Here is a 23,902-nt window from a genome sequence, read left to right as displayed (position 1 = left end):
GGAATCTGCAAGCGCAGGTTTCCCCGCGAAGGCGCCCTCGAAGCCGCCATGATTTCCCCACCTTCCTGCCATCAGTGCCGTTTCCCAAAGCCTGATCTACGCTAACAGTCGCATCCCAAGAATCGTTCGCGCGCAAGCCAGGAGGCCTGCATGACGGTGACGCGTCTGCTGTCGGTCGTCTGCCTGGGGCTGTTGTACATGCTCACGGGCTGTAGCAAGGAAGAAACGCCTGAGGTACTGCCTCGGGTGGGGGTACTGGAGGTCCAACCAACCGATTTCGCCGCCAGGGTCACGCTGACCGGTGATGTACAGGCGCGGGTGCAGACTGACCTGTCGTTTCGGGTCGGCGGCAAGATCATCTCGCGTAGCGTCGATGTGGGGGATCACGTCAAGGCCAACCAGGTGCTGGCGAGGCTGGATCCGAAAGACTTGCAGAACAACGTCGACTCGGCCAAGGCCGAGGTGTTCGCTGCCCAGGCTCGGGTCACGCAGACCAGCGCGGCGTTCGTCCGGCAACAGAAGCTGCTGCCCAAGGGCTATACCAGCCAGAGCGAATACGACTCCGCCGAAGCCGCCCTGCGCAGCAACCAGAGCGCGCTGAAGGCCGCCCAGGCGCAACTGGCCAACGCCAACGAACAACTGAGCTACACCGCGTTGGTGTCCGAAGCCGATGGCGTCATCACCGAGCGCCAGGCCGAGGTCGGACAGGTGGTGCAGGCGACCATGCCGATTTTCAGTCTCGCCCAGGATGGCGACCGTGATGCAGTGTTCAACGTCTATGAATCGTTGCTGGTAGCGCCGCCCAGCGATGCAGGTGTCATCGTCAGTCTGCTGGATAACCCGAAGGTGAAGGCGCGGGGCTTCGTTCGGGAAATCACCCCGACCGTCTCCGCGCAGAGCGGCACGGTACAGGTCAAGGTAGGCCTGCGCGATGTGCCGCCCGGCATGCAGCTGGGCGCACCCGTCACCGCCACCACCAATGCTGAAGGCCGGCCGAGCATCGAGCTGCCCTGGGCCGCGCTGACCAAAGCCCTGCACGAGCCAGCGGTCTGGGTGGTGGGCGAGGGCGACAAGGTCGAGCTGCGCAAGGTCGAAGTCACCCGCTACCTCACCGGCAAGATCGTGGTCGCCAGCGGCCTCAAGAGCGGCGAGACCGTCGTGGTCAATGGTGGGCAGCTGCTGCACCCGGGCATGCAAGTGGAGAAGATCGACGCCAAGGCCGAAGGAGGTGAGCTATGAAGCGCCTGCTGCTGTTGCCATTGGCCGGCCTGCTGCTTGCCGGATGTGGCGATGAGCAACAGGTGGCTGAACCGATCCGGCCAGTACTGTCGGTCAAGGTCGAGCCGCTGGAGCAATCCCAGCTCGGGCGCTTTGCCGGGAGCATCCAGGCGCGCTTCGAAAGCACCCTGGGCTTTCGTGTTTCCGGTCGCATCGCCCGGCGCTGGCTGGACGTTGGCGCCCAGGTGAAACCAGGCGATACCTTGGCCACGCTCGACCCGACCGACCAGCAAAACCAGTTGCGTGCCGCCGAGGGCGACCTGGCGAAGGTGCAGGCGCAGTGGATCAATGCCCAGGCCGACGCCCGCCGCCAGCAGCAATTGTATGATCGCGGTGTCGGCGCCCAGGCCCAGTTGGACATCGCCCAGACCAACCTCAAGACGACTGGCGCTGCGCTCGAGCAGGCGCGCTCGGCAGTCAGCCAGGCTCGCGACCAGCTCGACTACAGCACCTTGCGCACCGATCACGCGGCAGTCATCACCGCTTGGCAGGCCGAAGCCGGGCAGACCATCACTGCCGGTCAGGCCGTGGTCACCCTGGCCCGCCCGGACGTCAAGGAGGCGGTCATCGACTTGCCGATCAGCCTGGCCGACCAGCTCGGCGAGGGCGTTACCTTCACCGTGGCCTCTCAGCTCGATCCCACTATCAGCACCACTGCCACCCTACGGGAACTGGAGCCCCAGGCGGATGCCACGACCCGCACACGACGTGCACGCCTGACCTTGGCGAGTACGCCCGCGGCTTTCCATTTGGGTACTGCCATCAGCGTGACCCTGAGCTCGGCGATCACGCCACGCAGCGAACTTCCCCTGAGCGCATTGCTCGAGCGTGATGGCAAGCCGCAGGTCTGGGTGATCGATCCGCAGCAAAAGACTGTGGCTGTCCGCGACGTGAAGCTGATCGAGCGCACCCACGACAGCATCGTTCTGGCCTCAGGCGTTCAGCCCGGCGAGCGGGTCGTCACGGCGGGTGTGAACAGTCTCAAGCCTGGCCAGAAGGTCGCCTTCGATGAGGACGCGCAATGAAAGGAAGCTTCAACCTGTCCGAATGGGCGCTCCGGCATCAGTCCTTCGTCTGGTACCTGATGTTCGTCGGCTTGCTGATGGGGATCTTTTCGTACTTCAACCTGGGGCGTGAGGAAGACCCTTCCTTCACCATCAAGACCATGGTGATCCAGACCCGTTGGCCAGGGGCGACTCAGGACGAGACGCTGTACCAGGTCACCGACCGCATCGAGAAAAAGCTTGAGGAGCTCGACTCGCTCGATTACACCAAGAGCTATACCCGCCCCGGCGAGTCCACGGTCTATGTCTATCTTCGCGATACCACCAAGGCCAAGGACATCCCGGACATCTGGTACCAGGTGCGCAAGAAGATCCAGGACATACGCGGTCAGTTCCCCCAGGGTATCCAGGGCCCTGGTTTCAACGACGAGTTCGGCGATGTGTTCGGTTCGATCTACGCCTTCACCGCCGATGGCCTCACCCTGCGCCAATTGCGTGACTATGTGGAGCAGGCCAGGGCCGAGGTCCGTGATGTGCCCAATATCGGCAAGATCGAGCTGGTCGGCACCCAGGACGAAGTGCTGTACCTGAACTTCTCGACCCGCAAACTGGCGGCGCTGGGCATAGACCAGCGGCAGGTCATGCAGGCCCTGCAATCGCAGAACGCCGTCACGCCGGCGGGCGTGATCGAGGCGGGTCCGGAGCGCATTTCGCTGCGGACCACCGGGCAATTCGCCTCTGAGAAAGACTTGGAAACCGTCAACCTGCGCATCAACGACCGGTTCTTCCGCCTGGCGGACATTGCCGACATCGAGCGCGGTTACGTCGACCCACCATCGCCCATGTTCCGCTACAACGGCCAAACCGCCATCGGCCTGGCCATCGGCATGAAGGCCGGTGGCAATATCCAGGTGTTTGGTGCGGCGCTGAAAAAGCGCATGGATCAGGTGGTCGAAGACTTGCCGATAGGGGTCGGAGTGCACACTGTTTCCGACCAGGCGGTGGTGGTCAAGCAGGCTGTCGGTGGCTTCACCAGTGCCCTGTTCGAGGCGGTGGTGATCGTGCTGGGGGTGAGCTTCGTCAGCCTTGGGGTGCGTGCCGGCCTGGTGGTGGCCTGTTCGATTCCATTGGTGCTGGCGATGGTGTTCGTGTTCATGGAATACAGCGGCATCACCATGCAGCGGATTTCCCTGGGTGCACTGATCATCGCCCTGGGCCTGCTGGTGGACGATGCGATGATCACCGTGGAGGTCATGGTCACGCGGCTCGAGATGGGCGAGAGCAAGGAGCAGGCAGCTACTTTCGCCTACACCTCCACCGCTTTTCCTATGCTGACCGGCACCTTGGTGACCGTGGCGGGCTTCGTGCCCATCGGGCTCAATGCCAGTTCCGCCGGTGAATATACCTACACCTTGTTTGCCGTGATCGCCGTCGCGCTGATGGTGTCTTGGGTGGTGGCGGTGTTCTTTGCGCCGGTGTTGGGTGTGCACATTCTCAGCAGTCAGGTGAAGCCCCATGAAGCCGAGCCGGGGCGGGTGGGCAAGGCCTTCGAAAATGGCTTGCTGTGGTGCATGCGCAACCGCTGGCTGACCATCATCGGCACCGTGCTGCTGTTCGTCCTGGCCATCTTCTGCGAGCGTTTCGTGCAGAACCAGTTTTTCCCTTCCTCGGACCGACCGGAAATCCTGGTCGACCTGAACCTGCCGCAAAATGCCTCGATCGAAGAGACCCGCAAGGTAGTCGACCGGCTGGAAGCCAAGATCAAGGACGATCCGGACCTGGTGCACTGGAGCACCTATATCGGCCAGGGCGCCATTCGCTTCTACCTGCCGCTCGATCAGCAACTGCAGAACCCTTACTACGCCCAGCTAGTGATCGTCAGCAAAGGCTTCGAAGAGCGCCAGGCCATGATGGACCGCCTGCAAAAGCTACTGCGCGAGGAGTTCGTCGGCATCGGTACCAACGTCCAGTCGCTGGAAATGGGCCCACCGGTAGGGCGGCCGATTCAGTACCGGATCAGCGGCCCGGACATCGACCAGGTGCGCAAGCACGCCATCGAACTGGCGACCTTGCTCGACCGCAACGAGCATATCGGTGAAATGATCTATGACTGGAACGAGCCCGGTAAGGTGATGCGCATCGAAATTGCCCAGGACAAGGCACGCCAGCTTGGGCTTTCGTCCGAGGATGTGGCCAATGTGATGAACAGCATCGTCAGCGGCGTGCAGATCACCCAGGTCAACGACAACATCTACCTGGTGAACGTGGTCGCGCGCGCCGAAGACAGCGAACGAGGCTCGCCCGATACCCTGCAGAACCTGCAAATCGTCAGCCCCAACGGGACTTCCATTCCGCTGCTGGCCTTCGCCACCGTGCGCTATGAGCTGGAGCAACCGCTGGTGTGGCGTCGTGACCGCAAGCCGACCATCACCATCAAGTCCTCGGTGACCGGCGACATCCAGCCCACCGACCTGGTGACCCAGCTCAAACCGAGCATCGACGAATTCATCAGCAAACTGCCGACCGGCTACGAGGTGGCCACCGGCGGTACCGTGGAGGAAAGCGCCAAGGCGCAGGGGCCGATCCGCAAAGTCATTCCGCTGATGCTGTTCCTCATGGCGACCTTCCTGATGATCCAGCTGCACAGTGTGCAGAAGCTGTTCCTGGTGGTGAGCGTGGCACCGCTGGGATTGATTGGTGTCATCATCGCCCTTGTGCCCACCGGCACGCCCATGGGCTTCGTGGCAATCCTGGGGATTCTGGCCCTGGCCGGGATCATCATTCGCAACTCGGTGATTCTGGTGACCCAGATCGACGAGTTCGAGGCGCAGGGCTTCTCGCCCTGGGATGCCGTGGTGGAGGCCACCAACCACCGGCGCCGGCCGATTCTGCTGACGGCGGCAGCGGCGAGCCTTGGCATGATCCCGATTGCCCGCGAAGTGTTCTGGGGGCCGATGGCCTACGCCATGATTGGTGGGATCATCGTGGCTACCCTGCTGACGCTGTTGTTCCTGCCGGCGTTGTATGTGGCCTGGTACAAGATCCGCGAGCCTGAACACAGCACTAAAACCCAACATTAAACCCTGTGGGAGCGGGCATGCCCACGAATGCGATGGTGGATTCACTGCCGCATTCGCGGGCACGCCCGCTCCCACCGAGGCTTTTTGTCGCGTGTAAAATCGCGATTTAATTTTGGTTATATAAAAATTCTTAAACAGTATTTTTAAGAATAAACCCGCCTCACTACTATTGCACTCAAGCCAGGCGTACATCCCCTTCAAACCTCTGCCCGGCACCTCACTCCAAGGAGAACGAGCATGAGTGCATCTCTGCGTAGCATCGACGGTCAGGACGAAGCCACCATTCTGCGTGAGATCCAGAGCGCCTTGCGCGATCTGCGTTTCGGTGCGGTGGAGATAACCGTGCACAACGCGCAGGTCGTACAGATCGAGCGCAAGGAGAAGTTCCGCCTGCAGCAGCCTGGCAACAAGTCCGGCTGATCGCGATTCACATTCAAAACTAGAAAAATGCCAATCGGGAGCTTCACCATGTCCATCCGCCGTTATGCGCTCGCCGCCCTGGCCAGTGCTGTTTTTGCCGGTTCCGCCATCGCCAAGGACTACGAACTGTTGAACGTGTCCTACGACCCGACCCGTGAGCTGTACCAGCAGTACAACGCCGAATTCATCAAGCACTGGCAGCAGGCTCACCCGGACGACAAGGTGAAGATCCAGCAATCCCATGGCGGCTCGGGCAAGCAGGCCCGCGCGGTGATCGATGGCTTGCGCGCTGACGTGGTGACCCTGGCCCTGGCCGGAGACATCGACGAAGTCGCCAAGCTTGGCAAGTCGCTGCCCGAGGACTGGCAGAAGCGCCTGCCGGATGCCAGCACCCCGTACACCTCGACAATCGTGTTCCTGGTGCGCAAGGGCAACCCGAAAGGCATCAAGGACTGGGGCGACCTGATCAAGCAGGATGTCTCGGTCATCACCCCCAACCCGAAAACCTCTGGTGGCGCCCGCTGGAACTTCCTGGCCGCCTGGGCCTACGGCCTGAAAACCGGTGGCAGTGAAGACAAGGCCAAGGCCTATGTGCAGGAGCTGTTCAAGCACGTGCCAGTGTTGGATACCGGCGCCCGCGGCTCGACCATCACCTTCGTCAACAATGGTCAGGGCGATGTTCTGCTGGCCTGGGAAAACGAAGCTTTCCTGGCGTTGAAGGAAGATGGCGGTAGCGACAAGTTCGAGATCGTCGTGCCTTCGCTGTCGATTCTGGCCGAGCCGCCGGTGGCCGTGGTCGACAAGAACGCCCAGAAGAAGGGTAACGAGAAGATCGCCGAGGAGTACCTCAAGCATCTGTATAGCCCTGCAGGCCAGAAGATCGCCGCAGAGAACTTCTACCGTCCGCGTGACGCGAAGGTGGCCGCCGAATTCGGCAAGCAGTTCCCGAAACTGGAACTGGTGACGATCGACAAGGACTTCGGCGGCTGGAAGACTGCACAACCTAAGTTCTTCAATGACGGCGGTGTATTCGACCAGATCTATCAGGCACAGTAAGGGTCATGAAAAAGCGCGGGGGCCGCTATGCAGCCCTTTCGCGACACGAGGCCGCTGCCATTAGGAATCGCGATCTCCTGTGGCGGCGGCCGCGTGATTCAGAAGCTTGCACCGGCCCGGCAGAATTGCCGGGTCAAGTGCGTTAAACCAGGGATATTTATGTCGCGTCGCATTTCCCCCGTCATACCCGGCTTCGGGCTGACACTGGGCTACACCTTGGTGTACCTCAGTCTGATAGTGCTGATACCACTGGCCGCCATGTTCGTGCATGCCGCACAGCTCACCTGGGAACAGTTCTGGAACATCGTCAGCGCGCCGCGAGTGCTTGCCGCGCTCAAGCTGAGTTTCTGCACTGCGCTGTTCGCCGCCATCATCAATGGCGTGATCGGCACCTTGTTGGCCTGGGTGCTGGTGCGCTACACCTTCCCGGGACGCAAGATCATCGATGCGATGATCGACCTGCCGTTCGCCCTGCCCACCGCGGTGGCGGGTATCGCCCTGACGGCCTTGTATGCACCGGCCGGCTGGGTAGGGCAGTTCGCCACCGATCTGGGCTTCAAGATCGCCTACACCCCGCTGGGCATCACGCTTGCGCTGACCTTCGTCACCCTGCCGTTCGTGGTGCGCACCGTGCAGCCGGTGCTGGCGGATATCCCGCGTGAAGTCGAAGAAGCCGCTGCCTGCCTGGGTGCCAAGCCGCTACAAGTGTTTCGCCACATCCTGGCGCCAGCGCTGCTGCCCGCCTGGCTGACCGGTTTCGCCCTGGCTTTTGCCCGTGGCGTGGGTGAGTACGGTTCGGTGATCTTCATTGCCGGCAACATGCCGATGAAGACCGAGATCCTGCCGTTGCTGATCATGGTCAAGCTCGACCAGTACGACTACACCGGCGCCACGGCCATCGGCGTGCTGATGCTGGTGGTTTCCTTCATCCTGCTGCTGCTGATCAACCTGCTGCAGCGCCGCATCGAAACCCCTTGAAGGAGGCCGTGGCTCATGTCTAGTTCATCCATTGGCGCCGCTGCCGCCGCCAACGCCGCCCGTCGTGGCAGTGCTACTTCGCGACGGGTACTGATCGGTCTGGCTTGGCTGGTCTTCACGCTGTTCCTGTTGTTGCCGTTGTTCATCGTGGTGTCGCAGGCACTCAAGAATGGCTTCGGTACGTTCTTCGAGGCAATCTTCGAGCCAGACGCACTGTCGGCGCTGAAGCTCACCCTGCTGGCGGTGTTCATCTCTGTGCCGCTGAACCTTGTATTCGGTGTCAGCGCCGCATGGTGCGTGAGCAAGTACACCTTCCGCGGCAAAAGCCTGCTGGTCACCCTGATCGACTTGCCGTTCTCGGTCTCGCCGGTCATCGCAGGTCTGGTCTATGTGCTGATGTTCGGTGCACAGGGCCTGTTCGGGCCTTGGTTGCAGGACCATGATATCCAGATCGTGTTCGCCCTTCCGGGCATCGTCCTGGCGACCATTTTCGTTACCGTGCCCTTCGTGGCCCGTGAACTGATCCCGCTGATGCAGGAGCAGGGGACCCAGGAAGAAGAAGCAGCACGCCTGCTCGGTGCCAACGGCTGGCAGATGTTCTGGCACGTGACCTTGCCGAACATCAAGTGGGGCCTGATCTACGGCGTGGTGCTGTGCACCGCCCGGGCCATGGGCGAGTTCGGCGCGGTGTCGGTGGTCTCTGGCCATATTCGCGGCGTCACCAATACCTTGCCGCTGCACGTGGAGATCCTCTACAACGAGTACAACCACGTCGCGGCCTTCAGCGTGGCCAGCCTGCTGCTGATCCTGGCGCTCTTCATCCTGCTGCTCAAGCAGTGGAGCGAGAACCGTATTAACCGCCTGCGCCAAAGCGCAGCGGAGGAATAATTCATGTCGATCGAAGTTCGTAACGTCAGCAAGCGCTTCAACAGCTTCCAGGCCCTGGACAACATCAACCTGGATATCCACAGCGGTGAGCTGGTGGCTTTGCTCGGCCCGTCCGGCTGCGGCAAGACCACGCTGCTGCGCATCATCGCTGGCCTGGAAACCCCGGATCAGGGCAGCATCGTGTTTCACGGCGAGGACGTATCCGGCCACGATGTGCGCGACCGTAACGTGGGTTTTGTGTTCCAGCACTACGCGCTGTTCCGCCATATGAGTGTGTTCGACAACGTTGCCTTCGGCCTGCGCATGAAGCCAAAGGGCGAGCGTCCGAGCGAAAGCAAGATTGCCGACAAGGTGCACGAGCTGCTGAACATGGTTCAGCTCGACTGGCTGGCCGACCGTTACCCCGAGCAGTTGTCCGGTGGCCAGCGCCAGCGTATCGCCCTGGCGCGCGCACTGGCGGTAGAGCCCAAGGTGCTGTTGCTCGATGAACCATTTGGCGCCCTGGACGCCAAGGTCCGTAAAGAGCTGCGCCGCTGGTTAGCGCGCCTGCACGAGGACATCAACCTGACCTCGGTGTTCGTCACCCATGACCAGGAAGAGGCCATGGAAGTGGCTGACCGCATCGTGGTGATGAACAAGGGCGTGATCGAGCAGATTGGCTCGCCAGGTGAGGTGTACGAAAAGCCGGCCAACGATTTCGTCTATCACTTCCTGGGTGACTCCAACCGCCTGAGCTTGAGCGAAGGCCACCATGTGCTGTTCCGCCCGCACGAGGTGTCGCTGTCGCGGCACGAGACGGAAGGACATCACGCGGCAGAGGTGCGGGACATTCGCCCATTGGGCGCCACGACCCGGGTGACCTTGAAGGTGGAGGGGCAGAGCGAGCTGATCGAGGCAGAGGTGGTCAAGGATCACGACAGCCTTACCGGATTGGCCCGTGGGGAGACCTTGTTCTTCCGGCCGAAGGTTTGGCAGAAGGTGGCGGATATCTGAGCCGCCAGAAACAAAGAACCCGGGCATGTCCCGGGTTTTTTGCATTCACGGACGGCAGTAATTTTGGTTATTAATAAATAGCTTCTTATTCCTTTACGAATATAACTCCCTCCCTATACTGGTCTCCAAGCACGCAAACTTACTGGAGGCGTCCCCATGCGCAATGAGTCGATTCGTTACCTGATTGTGCCGGGCTGGCAAGGATCGCCAGACAACCACTGGCAGAGTCACTGGCAGCGTACCTTGCCCAACAGTGCCCGGGTCGAACAGCACGACTGGCTGACCCCGCAACGCCATGATTGGGTTCAAGCACTGGAGCAGGCCATCGCCGCTGAACGCTCGCCGGTGATTCTCATTGCCCATAGCCTGGGTTGCATTACCGTGGCCCATTGGGCTGCACACGCCAGCCCGTCCCTGCTACGTCGAGTGCGCGGTGCATTGCTCGTGGCGCCCGCCGATGTCGAGCGCCCTACCTGTGCGCCGGCACTGCGCAACTTTGCGCCTATCCCGCTGCAGGCACTGCCGTTCCCCAGCCAGGTGGTCAGCTCCGACAATGACCCGGCGGTGAGCGTGCCCCGTGCGCTGTACCTGGCTCGCGCCTGGGGTGCCGAAGCGGGGTTGTTGGCCAACGCCGGACATATCAACGTGAAGTCCGGACATGAGCGCTGGGAGCAGGGCTTCGCCTACCTGTACCGCCTGCAAAGCCGGGTCGAACAGCGCGCACTGCGCCGCGCCTGAGCGACCCTACCGATTACCGCTGCACCTGACGCCCGGCCATCGCAGGTCTGGGGCGGGAGTTCGTCATGACCCTTCAAAACCCATTTGGCCAGCCGCTGCTGACCTTTCCTGAACTGGACAAAAGCCCCCTGAGCATCCGTGCCAAGGCGCTGGTGTTCATCGACCCTCGTTCGCAGGCCTTGCGTCAGGCGCTGGAGCGACTGGCCCCCCAACCGCTGCCAGTGTTGATACGGGGTGAAACCGGCACCGGCAAGGAATTGCTGGCGCGTCAGGTCCATCGGGCCAGTGATCGCAGCGGGCTGTTCGTGTCGGTCAACTGCGCGGCCATCAGTCCCACCTATGCCGATGCCGAACTGTTCGGCTACAGCGCCGGCGCCCATGGTGGAACCGCCAGCAGTCGAGCCGGTTGGTTCGGGTCGGCCAATGGCGGCACCTTGTACCTGGACGAGATAGCCGACTTGCCGCTGGCTGTTCAGGGCAAGCTGCTTGCCGCCCTCGAGACCCGTGAAGTCACCCGGGTCGGCGCCCAGCAACCGCAGGCGGTTGATGTACGCCTGGTCGCTGCCTCCAGCGTCGATCTGGCGCGAGTGGTGAAGGCCGGTCGATTCAACGAGAGGCTTTACCTGTACCTGCGCGAAGGCGCGCTGGACCTGCCGCCGCTGCGCCAAAGGCGTGGCGATATCCTGCCGCTGGCCGAGTATTTCGTCGGCATCTACAGCGTGCGGCAACAGCGCGCTGTGCCGCTGATCAGCGAGGCTGCGCAGCACGCGCTCGAAGCCCACGCCTGGCCTGGAAATACCCGCGAGTTGGAAAATGTCATCCACTTCGCGTTGCTGGTCTGTGACGGTGAAGAGATCCTGCCGGAGCACCTGGACCTGCTGAATATCCCGCGCTAGACGGCGGGCAACAGGGCTCATAAGCAAAGTGGGTGATGGCTTTTTGATTTTGGAATAAGCAGCTAATTAAAAGATATTGTTACGGTATAAAAAATCTCGGTATTGTCCGCCTCACGCCCCCCCGCTAGAACGGTTGGGCACCCGACTTTGCCATCACCGATGGCCCAGGTTCATAACAAGGAACACCATGAAGAAGACTCTGTTGACCACTGCCCTGGCCGCTGCGCTGTCGTTCGCCGGCCTGGCCTGCGCCGCCGAGAAACTGGTAGTTGCAGCGACCCCCGTACCGCATGCCGAGATCCTGGAGTTGATCAAGCCGACCTTGGCCAAGGAAGGTGTCGACCTGCAGATCAAGGTCTTCACCGACTACGTCCAGCCCAACGTGCAGGTCGACCAGAAGCGCCTGGACGCCAACTACTTCCAGACCTTGCCGTACCTGCAGAACTTCAACGAAGGCAAGGGTACCCACCTGGAAACCGTGATCGGCGTGCACGTCGAGCCGTTCGGTGGCTATTCGAAGAAGGTCAAGTCCCTGGCCGAGCTCAAAGAAGGCGCCACCATTGCAATCCCTAACGAGGGCAGCAACAGCGGCCGTGCCCTGCTGCTCCTGCAGAAGGCTGGCCTGATTACCCTGAAAGATCCGAAGAACGCGCTGGCCACGCCGAAAGACATCGCCGAGAACCCCAAGAAGCTCAAGTTCCGTGAGCTGGAATCGGCCATGCTGCCGCGTGTGCTGGACCAGGTCGACCTGGACATGATCAACACCAACTACGCGCTGGAAGCCGGCCTGAACCCTGCCAAGGATGCCTTGGTGATCGAGGGCAGCGACTCGCCGTATGTGAACTTCCTGGTGGCGCGTCCGGACAACAAGGACAGCGAAGCCATCCAGAAGCTGGCCAAGGCCCTGACCAGCCCCGAGGTGAAGGCATTCATCACCAAGAAGTACCAGGGTGCAGTGTTGCCGGCGTTCTGATGCGCCGTTAACGCGTTGCCTGATGTGAAAACGCCGACACCTGTGTGTCGGCGTTTTCGTTTTCGGCCGATAGGAGCGCGCCGTTCTTCTCAGGCGCTGCGCGGCAACCAGCTCAGCAGGAAATCATTCACCACCTGCGGGTTCTCAAGGCTGGAGATGTGTCCTGCAAACGGGATCTGCGCCGCCAGGCAGCCGATGATCCTTGCCATTTCGCCAGACTCGGCCGGCGGCCGGGGGATGTCCTGGTCGCCACAGAGGACGATGGTCCTGTGCGCCGCCAGTTCACCCAGCCGCGCCAGCAGGTCGGGGCGTCCGAAGATCACCCGGCCCATGGGGTCCAGGCTGTTGCGAATGGCCTGCGCGGTGCTGGCCTTCAGGTCCGCGCGGAAACGCTCGCGAACCGCTGGCACCGTCTGGCCTTCGGCATGGAAGAAAATCGGCACGACGATATCCAGCAGCGGCTCCGGGAAACAGCCTGCTGCACTGGCGGCATCCAGCAGGCCGAAGTACTTCAGCCGGGTCGCTTCAGGTTCGGCACCCAGGTAAGTGTCCATCAGCACCAGGCGGTCGATGCGCGTCGGGTGCTCGATGGCCAACTGTGCGCCCCACATGCCGCCGACCGACAGGCCTACCAGGTGGCACTTGGGAATATCCAGGGCATCCAGCAACGCCAGGTGTTGGCGAGTCAGGGCGCCCATGTCGGTAGTGGTGGCCGGTGGCGCGTCGGAGTCGCCATGGCCCCACAGCTCGGGGACGATGACTCGGAAGTGTTGTGACAGCGCCTCGATCTGCGGTTGCCACATCTGGGCCGACCACAGGTAGCTGTGGCCCAGCAGGACCGGGAAGCCCTGGCCTTGGTCGACGTAGCTCATGCGGGCGCCGTCGATTTCGATGAAGTGTTTCTGCATGGGGGTGCCTTGCTGGTTAATGTGCCGGGTTCAATCGTAGCGTGCCTTGGGCCGGTATGACGCCCATTTGCGCTTTGGCGTAGCGGCCGTTGATGTAGTCCTCGGCCTGGTCGGCGTAATGGGTGTCGAACAGCACGCCACTCTGCCCGACCGGGTTACTGGTCAGCGCTTGCGAGGCGTCTGCGAAGTCGATCAACCGCCGCGTCGAAGGCCCGTAGGTGACCGGCCAGGGCGCCGGGCCGATCTTCGCCGAGAGGTTGTTCGGTACCTCATGGGTGCCGGGCGCCGCGAATGGACCGACATTGAACAACAGGTTCAGCGGCTTCTTCGCTCCCAGCGGGTGGTTGTGGGTGAGGGTGTGGGCCTTGCCCCATTGCCAGCTCGCCGGGTCCTTGCCGAGGGTATCCCGCAGGTGCACAAGGCTCTTTTGCCAGGCCATGCGCACGATGGCCGTCCGGTCGGTGCGTTCATTGCCGCCGCGCAGGTTCCACCAGGGCGACTGTGGGTCGGCGGCCAGGCGTGGGAGGGCGGCGTCGATGGCACGGGTGCTGATCAACACCGGGAACCAGGTATCACCCAGTTCGTCATGCAAGGCCGCGAACGCCAGCTCATAGAGAAACTGGTTGAACAGCGTGGCACTGATCGAGTCCAGCGGGTAATCGCCGCGCCAGGCGGCCAGCTGTTCGACCAGCTCTTTTTCCTCGTCGCCCTGGGCCACCGCACGCAGGGTCGACAGCAGTGGTGCCAGGGTGCGAGGGCCATAATCGTTGCTGGTGTCCAATTGCAGGGACTGGCTGTTGCGGGTGTCCCACTTGATATCAGGGTCGGCCAGCCGGCGGTCGAGTTGGCGGCCCCGATCCGGCAAGTTGTAATAGCCCGGTACGGGCACCGTGGCGGGTGGCTGGAAGTTGGCTGACACGATGTAGCCGCTGGCTGGGTTTTCCTGCTGTGGGTTGACGCTGAACGGGTAGAAGCCCAGCTTGTTCGCCTGCGCGCTGGCGCCGTCGAGGATGAAGGTTGGGTTCACGCCATCGGGGCGTATCGGCAGCTTCGCCGCCGCCCACCAGCCGATGTCGCCGCGCGCGTTGGCCCAGACGAAGTTCAGGCCGGGCGCCTGCACCTTGGCCACCGCCTCGCGCATCTTGCCCAGGGTGTCCGCACGGTTGAGCTGGTAGAAGCCTTCCAGGATTGGGTTCTCGGTTTCGAGGAACGCCCACCACATGGCAATGGGCGTGGTGCTGGCGGTGGCACCGAGCACATCGTTGACGATCGGGCCGTGGGGGGAGCGGCGCAGGGTGAGGGTGACTGGCGCTTCACCTTTGACTGCAATCTTCTGCTCTGTCTTTTCGAGGGGGCGCCACTTGCCATCGACCATCACGTGTTCGGCATTGGCCGGATTGGTCCGCTCCGCGATCAGATCGACATCGTCGTTCTGGAACATGGTCAGGCTCCAGCCGAAGTCGCGGTTGTGCCCGAGCATGGCGAAGGGGTTGAGTGCCTGAAAATACCCATACAAGTTGAAGCCGGGGGCTGAAAGCTCGGCTTCATACCACACCGCCGGCACCGCAAAGCTGATGTGCGGGTCGCCGGCCAGCAGGGGCAGGCCGCTGCGGGTGCGGCTACCGGCTATGGCCCAGGCGTTGCTGCCCTCGAACTGCGGGATGCCCGCATCGCCCAGCGCTTCTTGGCTGAGCCGGGCGAGGGTTTCCAGGCTGGTCCAGTCGGCAGCCGCCAGGGGGGCGTTCAAGTCACCCTGGGGCTTCCAGTCCAGATCGAACAGAGTCAGGTACTGTGGGCCGAGTTGATCGCGAATGTAGGTCAGCGCAGGCTCGGTCCGGAACGCAGCGGCAAAGCTATAGGCCAGGTAGCCTGCGATGCTCAGGGTGTCCTCGGCGGTGAACGGGCGCGGCGTGATGCCTAGCAGGTCGAACTCCATGGGCTTGGGGTGGCTGCTCTGCCAGGCGTTGACGCCATCGAGATAAGCTTGCAGGGCTTGCCAGGCCGGCGCGCTGTGGTCTTGGCGGCGCGCCATGAGCGCAGCCTGCTCGCGGATGCGCAAGCTGCGGAACAGGGTGTCTGTGGGCACCAGCTTGCTGCCCAGCACTTCGGCCAGTTCACCCTGGGCCAGCCGGCGCATGATTTCCATCTGGAACAGCCGATCCTGGGCGTGCACATAACCCAGGGCGCGGTACAGGTCTTGCTCGTTCCGTGCCTGCAGGTGCGGCACCCCCCGGGCGTCGTAGCGCACGCTGACCGGCGCTTGCAGGCCGGCCAAGGCAACCTCGCCCTCGCGTCGCGGCAACTTGCCTTGCACGTACCAGTAACCGGCTCCCGCGGCCACCGCCATGACGAGGGCCAACACGGTCAAGCTGCGCTTCATCGATACTCCTTGTGTGCATGAACGCCAAAACTGTGGTCCGATCATCGACGGATTCGCGAACAGAGCATAGCCCTTGGAGAGCCGTACCCATGTCCCTCAGCGAAAAACAGAAGATGCTCAGTGGCCAGCTTTACCACGCCAGTTGTCCTGAACTCCAGGCCGAGCAGATCGCCAACAAACACTGGATGCAGCGATACAACAACAGCTTCGAATTGCTCAACGAACAGCGCCATGGCCTGCTCGCCGAACACTTCGGTCATGCTGGCGAAGGTGCGGTAATCCGGCCGCCGTTCTATTGCGACTATGGCTACAACATCAGCATCGGCCGCAACAGCTTCATGAATTTCAACTGCGTGATTCTGGATGTGCTGCCTGTGCGGATCGGCGACGACTGCCAGGTCGGACCCGCCGTGCAGATCTATACCGCCGACCATCCCCTCGACCCGGCACTGCGGCGAACCGGCCTTGAAAGTGGTCGGCCGGTGACTATCGGTAACAACGTGTGGATCGGTGGGGCGGCGATCATCTTGCCAGGCGTGACCATCGGTGACGATGCCGTGATCGGCGCGGGCAGCGTGGTCACGCGCGATGTGCCTGCGGGTGCTGTGGTGGTGGGTAACCCTGCGCGCGAGCGTCACCCTGCCCAAGTGCAATAGCAGCCGACGGCCAAGGTGTTGGAGGCCGTGACTGGGCGGCCGTCGAGCAACGCCTTGAGGATGGGTTCAATGAAGCTGTTGCTGGCATTGCACACCGCGCCTTCGCTATAGGGGCCGAAGTAGGCCAGGCGGCCCTGGCGGTCCCAGATCGCCACGGCAGGTGAGGCTGGCAGCTGCTCGCTGCCGGGAAGACGGGTGATAGGTTTCAGGCTGCTGAGGTTGGCTGGCAACTGGCCGTGGCTGCCTGGCTTGTGCACGACGAAGAAGGTGACGCCTTGGTCGGCAAAGTGGCTGACCAGGTCACCCAGGTGCTGCTGGTTGCCGACGTTGCAGGGGCAAGCTGGGTCCCAGAAGTGCACCACCCGGATCGGCCCGGGGCCCGCCAGCTCTGCAGGCAGGCGCAGTTGGCTGCCGTCGAACAGGGTGGCCTGGTTGTCGAACGAGCGCAGGTAACGGGACTGGAAACTATCGTAGGCCCACCACAGTCCGGCGGCGCAGAGTGCAAGTGCCAGTAGGGTGATTGCAGGCTTGATGACGTGGGCGTTCATGGGGTTTCCGGAGCCTTGTGCGAGCGGCAGTGCAGTGCGTTCGAAGGTCAGCAAGCTTGCCATGACGCCAGGCAGAGCTGAATATCCCAGATCAATACTTGCTCTACCGTGGATGCACCTGATGCCCGCTGTTTTCGACCCCAATCACCTGCGTACCAGCCTTGCACCGCTGACAGCCTGTGAGCGTTTGTCGGCGCAGGCCCAGCAATACCAGCGCTTCTACGGCCTGGACCTGCCGGCCCGCAGTTGGCTTGGCCGCTTCCAGGCAGCGGGTTTCGAGGTGGTCGGCCAGGTGTGGCTACCCAGGGAGCCGACGGCAACGCTATTTCTGATGCACGGTTACTACGACCACATGGGCCTGTACCGACATGTGATCGAATGGGCCCTGGGCCTGGGTTATGCGGTCATCAGTTGCGACCTGCCAGGCCACGGCCTGTCTAGCGGCGAGCGCGCCAGCATCAAGGATTTTGCGCTGTACCAGCAGGTGCTCGATGCGTTGTTCGAGCAGGCGCGCATGCTTGAGCTACCTCGTCCATGGCACCTGTGTGGGCAAAGCACGGGTGGGGCAATCGTGATCGACCACCTGTTGAGCAAGGGCGAGCATAGCCCGTCCGATGGCCAAGTGATTCTGTTGGCGCCGTTGGTGCGGCCAAGGGGGTGGCGCTGGTCGAAGTTGAGCTATTGTGTGTTGCGCCACTTCGTCAATGGCATCGAGCGGCGCTTCAGCGAGAACACCAACGACCCTGCTTTCTTGCCCTTTCTCGAAGCGGACCCGCTCCAACCTCGGCGCCTGCCCACGGCCTGGGTTGGGGCGTTGGCGGCTTGGGTCAAGCGGATCGAGGCGGCGCCGCGCAGCACGCGGCAACCGCTGATCGTGCAGGGCGAGGCAGACGGCACGGTGGATTGGCAGCATAACCTCAAGGTGCTCAAGGCCAAATTCCGCGAGCCACAGATTCTGATGCTGCCGGAAGCACGACACCACCTGGCCAACGAGTTGCCTGGCATCCGCCAGCGCTACTTCGCATTCATCGACCAGCGGCTGGGCGTGACTACTTGAGATCCTCGGTACTTTGCCCCACCGCCAGCCCCGCACGCACAGCGGCAAGGGCTGCCTGGTAGTACGCCTTGCCTTCAGGCGACTCGGCGAAGGTGGCGAATTGCTCCAGCTCGGCATCGGACAAGTCGCGATAGACATACAGCAGCGTGTTGTTCAGGTCTTCGCCGATTTGCGACATCAGGCGCTGGCGCTGGCCGTCGAGCATGCCCTGGGCCTGCCCGCCCCCGAACAGGCCGGGGATCATCGAGCTGAGGCTGTCGGCGGCCACGCCGGCGATCGCCAGGCTCACTTCGGCTCCGGCCTCGCGTGCCGGCAAGGCCTGGGCCAGGTGGCCGATGATCAGCAGGCGGTCGTCGCTGGCCTGGACCTTTGGCAGGCCCTTGGCATTCTTGGCCAACTGGTCCTTGCGGGTAGCTTGAAGTTCAGCCGCCACCACCTTGCGCCCCAGTGGCGACTGGAAAAAGGCCAGCGCTGGCGAAGGGTTGGGCAGGGTAGCGCGCAGTTGCGCCTGGGCACGGCGGTCCATGGCCTGGGCCTGGAAGCGCTGGTTGCTGTTGTTGACCAGGGCCTGGTAGACGGCAGGCGGCAAACTGTTGCGGTAGCGCTGCTGGGCAGCGGTCAGGGCATCGTTGAAATGGGCGCGCTGGTCGGGCCAGCCGGCGGCCTTGTACAGTTGATCGAGGCTGTCTGCCCAGACAGGCATGGTGCAGATCATCAGCAGAAGCAGGGAAAACAGACGGCGCATTCAGGACTCCTGTCGGCAGGCGGCTATTGTCCTTGGCTCGGCGGTATTTTGTCGAGATATCAGCGTGGTTCTCAGCCAAGTGGCGCTGTCCGTGGTCATGGCTAATGGATATGATGCGCGCCATGCACATCTCTCCTGAACACCCTATGCTGTCGGCCGTCGTCGATGACCTCGCCACCCGTGGCTGGTCGCAGCAGGCCCTTTTCTTGCCTGCGGACCTGGTGCGCGCCCTGGCGGCCGAGTGTCGGCGCCGTCATGCCGAAGGCGAACTCAACCCTGCCGGGGTTGGACGGGGCGCTTCCCAGGAAGTGCGCGAGGCCATTCGCGGCGACCAGATCCAGTGGATCGACCCCGGTCAGGCCGACGCCTGCGATCGCTATCTCGAAGCCATGGACTGCTTGCGTCAGGCCATCAACCGTAGCCTGTTCCTGGGGCTCGAGGACTTCGAATGCCATTTCGCCCTGTATCCACCGGGTGCATTCTATCGCCGGCACCTGGATCGTTTCCGCGACGATGATCGCCGCAGCGTTTCGGCGGTGTTCTACCTCAATGAAGACTGGCAGCCCCAGGACGGCGGCCAGTTGCGCATGTTCCTGGCCGACGAAGTCGAGCACGACGTCCTGCCGTTGGCCGGTAGCCTGGTGGTATTCCTCTCGGGTGATGTTCCCCATGAAGTCTTGCCGGCCGGGCGCGAGCGCTTGTCGCTGACGGGCTGGTTCCGCCGCCGTGGCAACGAACCCTTCTGACTTGCCGAAGGTCCTGGTCAGCGCCTGCCTGCTGGGGCAACCGGTGCGCTACGACGGCCGGGCCAGCGGGCACCACGATCAGTTGCAGCGCTGGCAGGCCGAAGGCCGTGTAGTGCCGTTGTGTCCGGAAGTGGCCGGCGGCTTGCCGACGCCGCGTCCTCCTGCGGAGATTCCGGGCGGGCAAGGCGGACAGGTACTCGATGGCATGGCGCAGGTGCTGACAGTCACCGGGGAGGATGTCAGCGGTGCCTTTCTGGCTGGGGCGCGGCAGGCGCTGGCGTTGGTGCGCCAGCACGCGATCGGCGTGGCGGTGCTCAAAGCCGGCAGCCCCTCGTGTGGCAACCGTTTGACCTACGATGGCACCTTCAGCGCGGTGAAGGTGCCGGGGGAGGGCGTCACGGCGGCATTGCTGCGGCGCGAGGGCGTGCTGGTGTTCAGTGAGCTGGAGTTGGAGCAAGCGCAGCGGGCGCTGGCTCGGCTGTCTGAATCGCCTTGAACCACTTCTGTTCGAGTTGTGCGGTACGGCCACTGTCCTTCAGGCGCTGAAGGGCATTGTTCAGCGCGCTTTGGAAGGCCGGGTTGTCCTTCTGGAACGGAATGACCAGCTGCTTCTCGCCATAAGGCTGGCTGACATCCAATGTGCCGTTGGCGGCGGTCTGTGCTTGCTCCGCCGTCAGTGCGACGTCGTACTTCCCGCTTTCTACGCCTGGTAGCACATCGGCAGCAGGCGCCTCGATGAACTCGGCGCGCAGGTCCAGCTCACGGGCAAGGTCCTGGCCAAACTCGACCTGAAAGCCGGTCAGGCGGTCGTTTTCCTTGAAGGCGTAGGGCTTGTTATCAGCCTGCACGACAATGCGCAGTTCGCCGCGGTCGTTGATTTCATCTATCAGCTCGGCCTGAGCCAATGGAGTGATCAGTACTGCCAGCAGTACGCCTATGGTCGAACGCATGAATGCCCCTTTTATTTGGCAGATGAATAACCTTCGCCGCGACTTTCTTCCTCGTCACGGTCGAGCGCAGCCTATGACCTTGAAGCCTTGGCGAGGTTTAACCCTAACTGAAAAAATTCTCTTTGTGGGCTATGGTGAATTACCGCCGCCATTCGTTTTACTGGGGGCGGCCAATAAGTGAATCACAGGAGAAGTGAATGAACAGCCTATTTTCGCGTGCTGCCGTCGCCGGTTTGCTGATGGGGGTATCGGTGTTCGCCGGCGCTGCGGATGCGCTCAAGAGCCAGGAACCGCCCCAGGATGCCAAGGTCTTCATCGTTTCCCCCGCCGATGGTGCCACGGTCGACAAGACCTTTACCGTCAAGTTCGGTATCGAAGGCATGGCGCTCAAGCCCGCTGGCGACCAGACCCCGCACACCGGCCATCACCACCTGCTGGTGGATGTCGACACAGCACCGGCTGCCGATCAGCCATTGCCAACCAGCCTGATGCCGGAGAACAACGCGCCGCTGCCGGCCGGCCCGCAAGTGCTGCACTTCGGCAAGGCGCAGACCGAAGCGACCATTACCCTGACCCCAGGCAAGCACACCTTGCAGCTGGTGCTGGGCGACCAGTATCACGTGCCGTTCAAGCCGAGCGTCGAGTCGAAGAAAATCACGGTAACCGTGAAATGATTGCTGCTCCTTTCGCATGCTGAAGCTGCCGGAGCGGGTTCATTCGCGAAAGAGCCGGGACACAGGCAATAAAAAAGGCGACCTTCATCGAAGGTCGCCTTTTTCGTTAGCGGTGGAAACTCAGAACAGTACGCGGGAACGGATGGTGCCCTTGACGTGCTGCAGTTTCTCTTGCGCCAGGTCCGAGTACTCGGCGTCCACGTCGATTACCACGTAACCCACTTTCTCGTCGGTCTGCAGGAACTGACCGGAGATGTTGATGCCGTTTTCGGCGAAGACCTTGTTGATCTCGCTGAGTACGCCAGGGATGTTTTCGTGGATGTGCAGCAGGCGATGCTTGCCTGGGTGCGCTGGCAGGGCCACTTCCGGGAAGTTGACCGACGATACCGAGGTACCGTTGTCGCTGTACTTGACCAGCTTCTCGGCCACTTCCAGGCCGATGTTGGCCTGCGCTTCGGCGGTGGAACCACCGATGTGCGGGGTCAAGATCACGTTGTCCAGGCCACGCAGCGGGCTTTCGAACTGCTCGTCGTTGGAGCGAGGCTCGACCGGGAATACGTCGATGGCGGCGCCGATCAGGTGCTTGTCCTTGATGGCGGCGGCCAGGTGATCCAGTTCGACCACGGTGCCACGGGCGGCGTTGATCAGGATCGAGCCCTTCTTCATCGCACGGATTTCCTTCTCGCCAATCATCCACTGGGTGGAGGGCAGCTCAGGAACGTGCAGCGAGACGATGTCGGCCAGGCCCAGCAGTTCGTGCAGGCTGGTGACCTGGGTGGCGTTACCCAGCGGCAGCTTGGTCAGCGGGTCGTAGAAGTAGACCTGCATGCCCAGGCTTTCGGCCAGGACCGACAGCTGGGTACCGATCGAGCCGTAGCCGACGATGCCCAGTTTCTTGCCACGGATTTCGAACGAGTTGGCCGCGCTCTTGATCCAGCCGCCACGGTGGCACGAGGCGTTTTTCTCAGGGATGCCGCGCAGCAGCAGGATGGCTTCAGCCAGTACCAGTTCGGCCACCGAACGGGTGTTGGAGTACGGGGCGTTGAACACGGCGATGCCGCGCTCGCGGGCAGCGTTCAGGTCGACCTGGTTGGTACCGATGCAGAAGCAGCCGACAGCGACCAGTTTCTTGGCACTGTCGAAGATCTCTTCGGTCAGCTGGGTACGCGAGCGGATGCCGATGAAGTGGGCATCAGCGATCTTTTCCTTGAGTTCCGCCTCTGGCAGCGAGCCAGTGTGGTACTCGATATTGGTGTACCCGGCAGCCTTGAGGGTATCCACCGCGTTCTGGTGCACACCTTCAAGAAGAAGGAACCTGATCTTGCTCTTGTCGAGAGAAGTCTTGCTCATCTGCGTAAACCTGTATCCCGGAGAAAAAATGGCGAGGGGGTAAAGCGGCGCGGTGTCGGCCTTAGCACGAACAGCAGGGGGGCTATGCTAGCATACGCGACACAATCTGAGCTTATCCCGACAGGTGAAGAGTGCTCAGGGTGACTATGAATAAGTCGAGAGTTCCGGCGATGACCCACCCGGCGGTAATTGATGAACTGAAGACCCTGGTCGACCCTGGCCGGGTGCTGACCGACGCGGCTTCCCTTGATACCTACGGCAAGGACTGGACCAAGCATTTTCCCCCAGCACCCTCGGCCATCGTCTTTCCCAAGACGGTCGAGCAGGTACAGGCCATCGTCCGCTGGGCCAATTGCCACAAGGTCGCGCTGGTGCCTTCTGGCGGGCGGACCGGGCTTTCTGCCGGCGCCGTGGCGGCCAACGGCGAAGTCGTCGTCGCTTTCGACTACATGAACCAGATTCTCGACTTCAATGCCTTCGACCGCACCGTGGTCTGTCAGCCGGGTGTCATCACCCGCCAACTGCAATTGTTCGCCGAAGAACATGGCTTGTATTACCCGGTGGACTTCGCTTCCTCCGGCTCCAGTCAGATTGGCGGCAATATCGGCACCAATGCCGGTGGGATCAAGGTCATTCGCTACGGCATGACCCGCAACTGGGTCGCGGGCCTCAAGGTGGTCACTGGCAAGGGTGAACTGCTCGAATTGAACAAGGACCTGATCAAGAACGCCACAGGCTATGACCTTCGCCAGCTGTTCATCGGTGCCGAAGGTACGCTGGGCTTCGTGGTCGAGGCCACCATGCGCCTGGATCGCGCTGCGCGCAACCTTACTGCCATGGTGCTGGGCACACCGGACTTCGACTCGATCATGCCAGTGCTGCATGCCTTCCAGGCCAGGCTGGACCTGACCGCCTTCGAGTTCTTCTCCGACAAGGGCCTGGCCAAGATCATGGCACGAGGCGATGTGCCGGCACCGTTCGAGACCGACTGCCCGTTCTATGCCCTGCTGGAATTCGAGGCCAGCACCGAGGACGTCGCCAACGAGGCCCTGGCCACTTTCGAGCATTGCGTCGAGCAGGGCTGGGTGCTGGATGGGGTGATGAGCCAGAGCGAGACCCAGCTCAAGAACCTGTGGAAGCTACGCGAGTACCTGTCCGAGACCATCTCCCACTGGACGCCGTACAAGAACGACATCTCGGTCACCGTTTCGAAAGTGCCGGCTTTCCTGCGTGACATCGACGCCATTGTCGCCGAGCACTACCCGGACTACGAAGTGGTCTGGTATGGCCACATCGGCGACGGCAACCTGCACCTGAACATCCTCAAGCCCGACTCTATGAGCAAGGATGATTTCTTCGCCTCCTGTGCCAAGGTCAACAAGTGGGTGTTCGAGATCGTGCAGCGCTATGACGGCTCGATCTCCGCGGAGCACGGCGTAGGCATGACCAAGCGCGACTACCTGGGCTACAGCCGCTCGCCTGAAGAAATTGCCTGCATGAAGGCAATTAAGGCCGTCTTCGACCCTAACGGGATCATGAATCCGGGTAAGATCTTCGCTCCTGAATAAAAAGCAGTATCCAGAG

Annotated in this window: 23 protein-coding genes; 17 read left to right on the top strand and 6 right to left on the bottom strand. The window is 62.1% G+C overall.

What is annotated here, in order from left to right; all coding sequences use genetic code 11:
- Positions 1–150 precede the first annotated feature (150 nt).
- The 11 genes from VXM67_RS01295 to VXM67_RS01245 all read left to right on the top strand — a co-directional run bounded on the left by VXM67_RS01295 (position 151) and on the right by VXM67_RS01245 (position 12,304).
- Positions 151–1,239, top strand: a complete 1,089-nt coding sequence (locus VXM67_RS01295) for an efflux RND transporter periplasmic adaptor subunit (protein ID WP_027907215.1) — start codon at positions 151–153, stop codon at positions 1,237–1,239.
- Positions 1,236–2,303 carry an efflux RND transporter periplasmic adaptor subunit gene (locus tag VXM67_RS01290; protein WP_023382942.1) on the top strand — a complete coding sequence of 356 codons (1,068 nt, stop codon included), beginning with the start codon at positions 1,236–1,238 and terminating at the stop codon, positions 2,301–2,303. Before VXM67_RS01295 ends, VXM67_RS01290 begins: the two co-directional genes overlap by 4 nt.
- On the top strand, positions 2,300–5,362 hold the full coding sequence (locus tag VXM67_RS01285) for an efflux RND transporter permease subunit (protein ID WP_023382941.1): 3,063 nt from the start codon (positions 2,300–2,302) through the stop codon (positions 5,360–5,362). The genes VXM67_RS01290 and VXM67_RS01285 overlap by 4 nt, the downstream gene beginning before the upstream one ends.
- 237 nt (positions 5,363–5,599) lie before the next feature.
- Positions 5,600–5,782, top strand: coding sequence for a sulfur starvation response protein OscA (gene oscA / locus VXM67_RS01280; protein ID WP_016489716.1), 183 nt, complete (start codon positions 5,600–5,602; stop codon positions 5,780–5,782).
- Positions 5,783–5,830: 48 nt separating this feature from the next.
- A complete protein-coding gene (locus tag VXM67_RS01275; RefSeq protein WP_023382938.1) occupies positions 5,831–6,838 on the top strand; it encodes a sulfate ABC transporter substrate-binding protein in 1,008 nt (335 codons plus the stop codon).
- A gap of 159 nt (positions 6,839–6,997) precedes the next feature.
- The gene (gene cysT, locus VXM67_RS01270; RefSeq protein WP_367237454.1) at positions 6,998–7,816 is read left to right on the top strand and encodes a sulfate ABC transporter permease subunit CysT; all 819 of its coding nucleotides are present in this window, start codon (positions 6,998–7,000) and stop codon (positions 7,814–7,816) included.
- 15 nt (positions 7,817–7,831) lie between these two features.
- The gene (gene cysW, locus VXM67_RS01265) at positions 7,832–8,704 is read left to right on the top strand and encodes a sulfate ABC transporter permease subunit CysW (protein WP_023382935.1); all 873 of its coding nucleotides are present in this window, start codon (positions 7,832–7,834) and stop codon (positions 8,702–8,704) included.
- A gap of 3 nt (positions 8,705–8,707) precedes the next feature.
- Positions 8,708–9,697: a sulfate/molybdate ABC transporter ATP-binding protein gene (locus tag VXM67_RS01260; RefSeq protein WP_023382934.1), complete on the top strand. Its 990-nt coding sequence runs from the start codon at positions 8,708–8,710 to the stop codon at positions 9,695–9,697.
- Between the two features lie 156 nt (positions 9,698–9,853).
- Entirely contained in the window at positions 9,854–10,435 is a 582-nt protein-coding gene (locus VXM67_RS01255; protein WP_023382933.1) for an alpha/beta hydrolase, read from the top strand.
- Between the two features lie 65 nt (positions 10,436–10,500).
- Positions 10,501–11,331, top strand: coding sequence for a sigma 54-interacting transcriptional regulator (locus tag VXM67_RS01250; RefSeq protein WP_023382932.1), 831 nt, complete (start codon positions 10,501–10,503; stop codon positions 11,329–11,331).
- 187 nt (positions 11,332–11,518) lie between these two features.
- Positions 11,519–12,304 carry a MetQ/NlpA family ABC transporter substrate-binding protein gene (locus tag VXM67_RS01245; protein ID WP_023382931.1) on the top strand — a complete coding sequence of 262 codons (786 nt, stop codon included), beginning with the start codon at positions 11,519–11,521 and terminating at the stop codon, positions 12,302–12,304.
- 89 nt (positions 12,305–12,393) lie between these two features.
- On the opposite strand, the gene VXM67_RS01240 is transcribed toward VXM67_RS01245, so the two are convergent.
- Together VXM67_RS01240 and VXM67_RS01235 are read right to left on the bottom strand one after the other, a co-directional pair.
- A complete protein-coding gene (locus VXM67_RS01240; RefSeq protein WP_023382930.1) occupies positions 12,394–13,212 on the bottom strand; it encodes an alpha/beta hydrolase in 819 nt (272 codons plus the stop codon).
- A 16-nt stretch (positions 13,213–13,228) separates the two neighbouring features.
- Positions 13,229–15,592, bottom strand: coding sequence for a penicillin acylase family protein (locus VXM67_RS01235; RefSeq protein ID WP_367237453.1), 2,364 nt, complete (start codon positions 15,590–15,592; stop codon positions 13,229–13,231).
- 89 nt (positions 15,593–15,681) lie between these two features.
- Between VXM67_RS01235 and VXM67_RS01230 the strand changes: the two genes are divergently transcribed.
- Complete coding sequence (locus VXM67_RS01230) at positions 15,682–16,248, top strand: sugar O-acetyltransferase (protein WP_023382928.1); 567 nt, start codon at positions 15,682–15,684, stop codon at positions 16,246–16,248.
- On the opposite strand, the gene VXM67_RS01225 is transcribed toward VXM67_RS01230, so the two are convergent.
- Positions 16,227–16,796 (bottom strand): DUF6436 domain-containing protein, encoded by a 570-nt coding sequence (locus VXM67_RS01225; protein ID WP_027907217.1) that lies wholly within the window; start codon positions 16,794–16,796, stop codon positions 16,227–16,229. The genes VXM67_RS01230 and VXM67_RS01225 overlap by 22 nt on opposite strands.
- Before the next feature lie 121 nt (positions 16,797–16,917).
- On the opposite strand from VXM67_RS01225, the gene VXM67_RS01220 reads away from it, so the two are divergent.
- Positions 16,918–17,853: an alpha/beta hydrolase gene (locus tag VXM67_RS01220; RefSeq protein WP_023382926.1), complete on the top strand. Its 936-nt coding sequence runs from the start codon at positions 16,918–16,920 to the stop codon at positions 17,851–17,853.
- Here the strand turns inward: VXM67_RS01220 and VXM67_RS01215 are convergent.
- Complete coding sequence (locus VXM67_RS01215) at positions 17,846–18,598, bottom strand: DUF2059 domain-containing protein (RefSeq protein ID WP_023382925.1); 753 nt, start codon at positions 18,596–18,598, stop codon at positions 17,846–17,848. The genes VXM67_RS01220 and VXM67_RS01215 overlap by 8 nt on opposite strands.
- A 113-nt stretch (positions 18,599–18,711) precedes the next feature.
- On the opposite strand from VXM67_RS01215, the gene VXM67_RS01210 reads away from it, so the two are divergent.
- On the top strand, positions 18,712–19,344 hold the full coding sequence (locus tag VXM67_RS01210; RefSeq protein WP_081669665.1) for a 2OG-Fe(II) oxygenase: 633 nt from the start codon (positions 18,712–18,714) through the stop codon (positions 19,342–19,344).
- Positions 19,325–19,840, top strand: coding sequence for a DUF523 domain-containing protein (locus VXM67_RS01205; protein ID WP_027907219.1), 516 nt, complete (start codon positions 19,325–19,327; stop codon positions 19,838–19,840). The genes VXM67_RS01210 and VXM67_RS01205 overlap by 20 nt, the downstream gene beginning before the upstream one ends.
- Here VXM67_RS01205 and VXM67_RS01200 read toward each other — a convergent pair.
- Positions 19,779–20,294, bottom strand: coding sequence for an ABC transporter substrate-binding protein (locus VXM67_RS01200; RefSeq protein WP_023382922.1), 516 nt, complete (start codon positions 20,292–20,294; stop codon positions 19,779–19,781). The genes VXM67_RS01205 and VXM67_RS01200 overlap by 62 nt on opposite strands.
- A gap of 197 nt (positions 20,295–20,491) precedes the next feature.
- Between VXM67_RS01200 and VXM67_RS01195 the strand changes: the two genes are divergently transcribed.
- Entirely contained in the window at positions 20,492–20,968 is a 477-nt protein-coding gene (locus VXM67_RS01195) for a DUF4399 domain-containing protein (protein WP_023382921.1), read from the top strand.
- Between the two features lie 120 nt (positions 20,969–21,088).
- On the opposite strand, the gene serA is transcribed toward VXM67_RS01195, so the two are convergent.
- A complete protein-coding gene (gene serA / locus VXM67_RS01190; protein ID WP_023382920.1) occupies positions 21,089–22,318 on the bottom strand; it encodes a phosphoglycerate dehydrogenase in 1,230 nt (409 codons plus the stop codon).
- Between the two features lie 170 nt (positions 22,319–22,488).
- On the opposite strand from serA, the gene VXM67_RS01185 reads away from it, so the two are divergent.
- Positions 22,489–23,886 carry an FAD-binding oxidoreductase gene (locus VXM67_RS01185; RefSeq protein WP_023382919.1) on the top strand — a complete coding sequence of 466 codons (1,398 nt, stop codon included), beginning with the start codon at positions 22,489–22,491 and terminating at the stop codon, positions 23,884–23,886.
- The last annotated feature ends 16 nt before the right edge of the window (positions 23,887–23,902 follow it).

The organism is Pseudomonas sp. Rh2, assembly GCF_040762985.1.
Lineage (GTDB): Bacteria > Pseudomonadota > Gammaproteobacteria > Pseudomonadales > Pseudomonadaceae > Aquipseudomonas > Aquipseudomonas taiwanensis.
This window is presented reverse-complemented; position numbering and strand designations above follow the sequence as displayed.

Excerpts from the sequence above, each read along its gene's own strand:
- VXM67_RS01295 (WP_027907215.1), top strand. The coding sequence starts at position 151 with ATGACGGTGACGCGTCTGCTGTCGGTCGTCTGCCTGGGGCTGTTGTAC.
- VXM67_RS01290 (WP_023382942.1), top strand. The coding sequence starts at position 1,236 with ATGAAGCGCCTGCTGCTGTTGCCATTGGCCGGCCTGCTGCTTGCCGGA.
- VXM67_RS01285 (WP_023382941.1), top strand. The coding sequence starts at position 2,300 with ATGAAAGGAAGCTTCAACCTGTCCGAATGGGCGCTCCGGCATCAGTCC.
- oscA (WP_016489716.1), top strand. The coding sequence starts at position 5,600 with ATGAGTGCATCTCTGCGTAGCATCGACGGTCAGGACGAAGCCACCATT.
- VXM67_RS01275 (WP_023382938.1), top strand. The coding sequence starts at position 5,831 with ATGTCCATCCGCCGTTATGCGCTCGCCGCCCTGGCCAGTGCTGTTTTT.
- cysT (WP_367237454.1), top strand. The coding sequence starts at position 6,998 with ATGTCGCGTCGCATTTCCCCCGTCATACCCGGCTTCGGGCTGACACTG.
- cysW (WP_023382935.1), top strand. The coding sequence starts at position 7,832 with ATGTCTAGTTCATCCATTGGCGCCGCTGCCGCCGCCAACGCCGCCCGT.
- VXM67_RS01260 (WP_023382934.1), top strand. The coding sequence starts at position 8,708 with ATGTCGATCGAAGTTCGTAACGTCAGCAAGCGCTTCAACAGCTTCCAG.
- VXM67_RS01255 (WP_023382933.1), top strand. The coding sequence starts at position 9,854 with ATGCGCAATGAGTCGATTCGTTACCTGATTGTGCCGGGCTGGCAAGGA.
- VXM67_RS01250 (WP_023382932.1), top strand. The coding sequence starts at position 10,501 with ATGACCCTTCAAAACCCATTTGGCCAGCCGCTGCTGACCTTTCCTGAA.
- VXM67_RS01245 (WP_023382931.1), top strand. The coding sequence starts at position 11,519 with ATGAAGAAGACTCTGTTGACCACTGCCCTGGCCGCTGCGCTGTCGTTC.
- VXM67_RS01240 (WP_023382930.1), bottom strand. The coding sequence starts at position 13,212 with ATGCAGAAACACTTCATCGAAATCGACGGCGCCCGCATGAGCTACGTC.
- VXM67_RS01235 (WP_367237453.1), bottom strand. The coding sequence starts at position 15,592 with ATGAAGCGCAGCTTGACCGTGTTGGCCCTCGTCATGGCGGTGGCCGCG.
- VXM67_RS01230 (WP_023382928.1), top strand. The coding sequence starts at position 15,682 with ATGTCCCTCAGCGAAAAACAGAAGATGCTCAGTGGCCAGCTTTACCAC.
- VXM67_RS01225 (WP_027907217.1), bottom strand. The coding sequence starts at position 16,796 with ATGAACGCCCACGTCATCAAGCCTGCAATCACCCTACTGGCACTTGCA.
- VXM67_RS01220 (WP_023382926.1), top strand. The coding sequence starts at position 16,918 with ATGCCCGCTGTTTTCGACCCCAATCACCTGCGTACCAGCCTTGCACCG.
- VXM67_RS01215 (WP_023382925.1), bottom strand. The coding sequence starts at position 18,598 with ATGCGCCGTCTGTTTTCCCTGCTTCTGCTGATGATCTGCACCATGCCT.
- VXM67_RS01210 (WP_081669665.1), top strand. The coding sequence starts at position 18,712 with ATGCGCGCCATGCACATCTCTCCTGAACACCCTATGCTGTCGGCCGTC.
- VXM67_RS01200 (WP_023382922.1), bottom strand. The coding sequence starts at position 20,294 with ATGCGTTCGACCATAGGCGTACTGCTGGCAGTACTGATCACTCCATTG.
- VXM67_RS01195 (WP_023382921.1), top strand. The coding sequence starts at position 20,492 with ATGAACAGCCTATTTTCGCGTGCTGCCGTCGCCGGTTTGCTGATGGGG.
- serA (WP_023382920.1), bottom strand. The coding sequence starts at position 22,318 with ATGAGCAAGACTTCTCTCGACAAGAGCAAGATCAGGTTCCTTCTTCTT.
- VXM67_RS01185 (WP_023382919.1), top strand. The coding sequence starts at position 22,489 with ATGACCCACCCGGCGGTAATTGATGAACTGAAGACCCTGGTCGACCCT.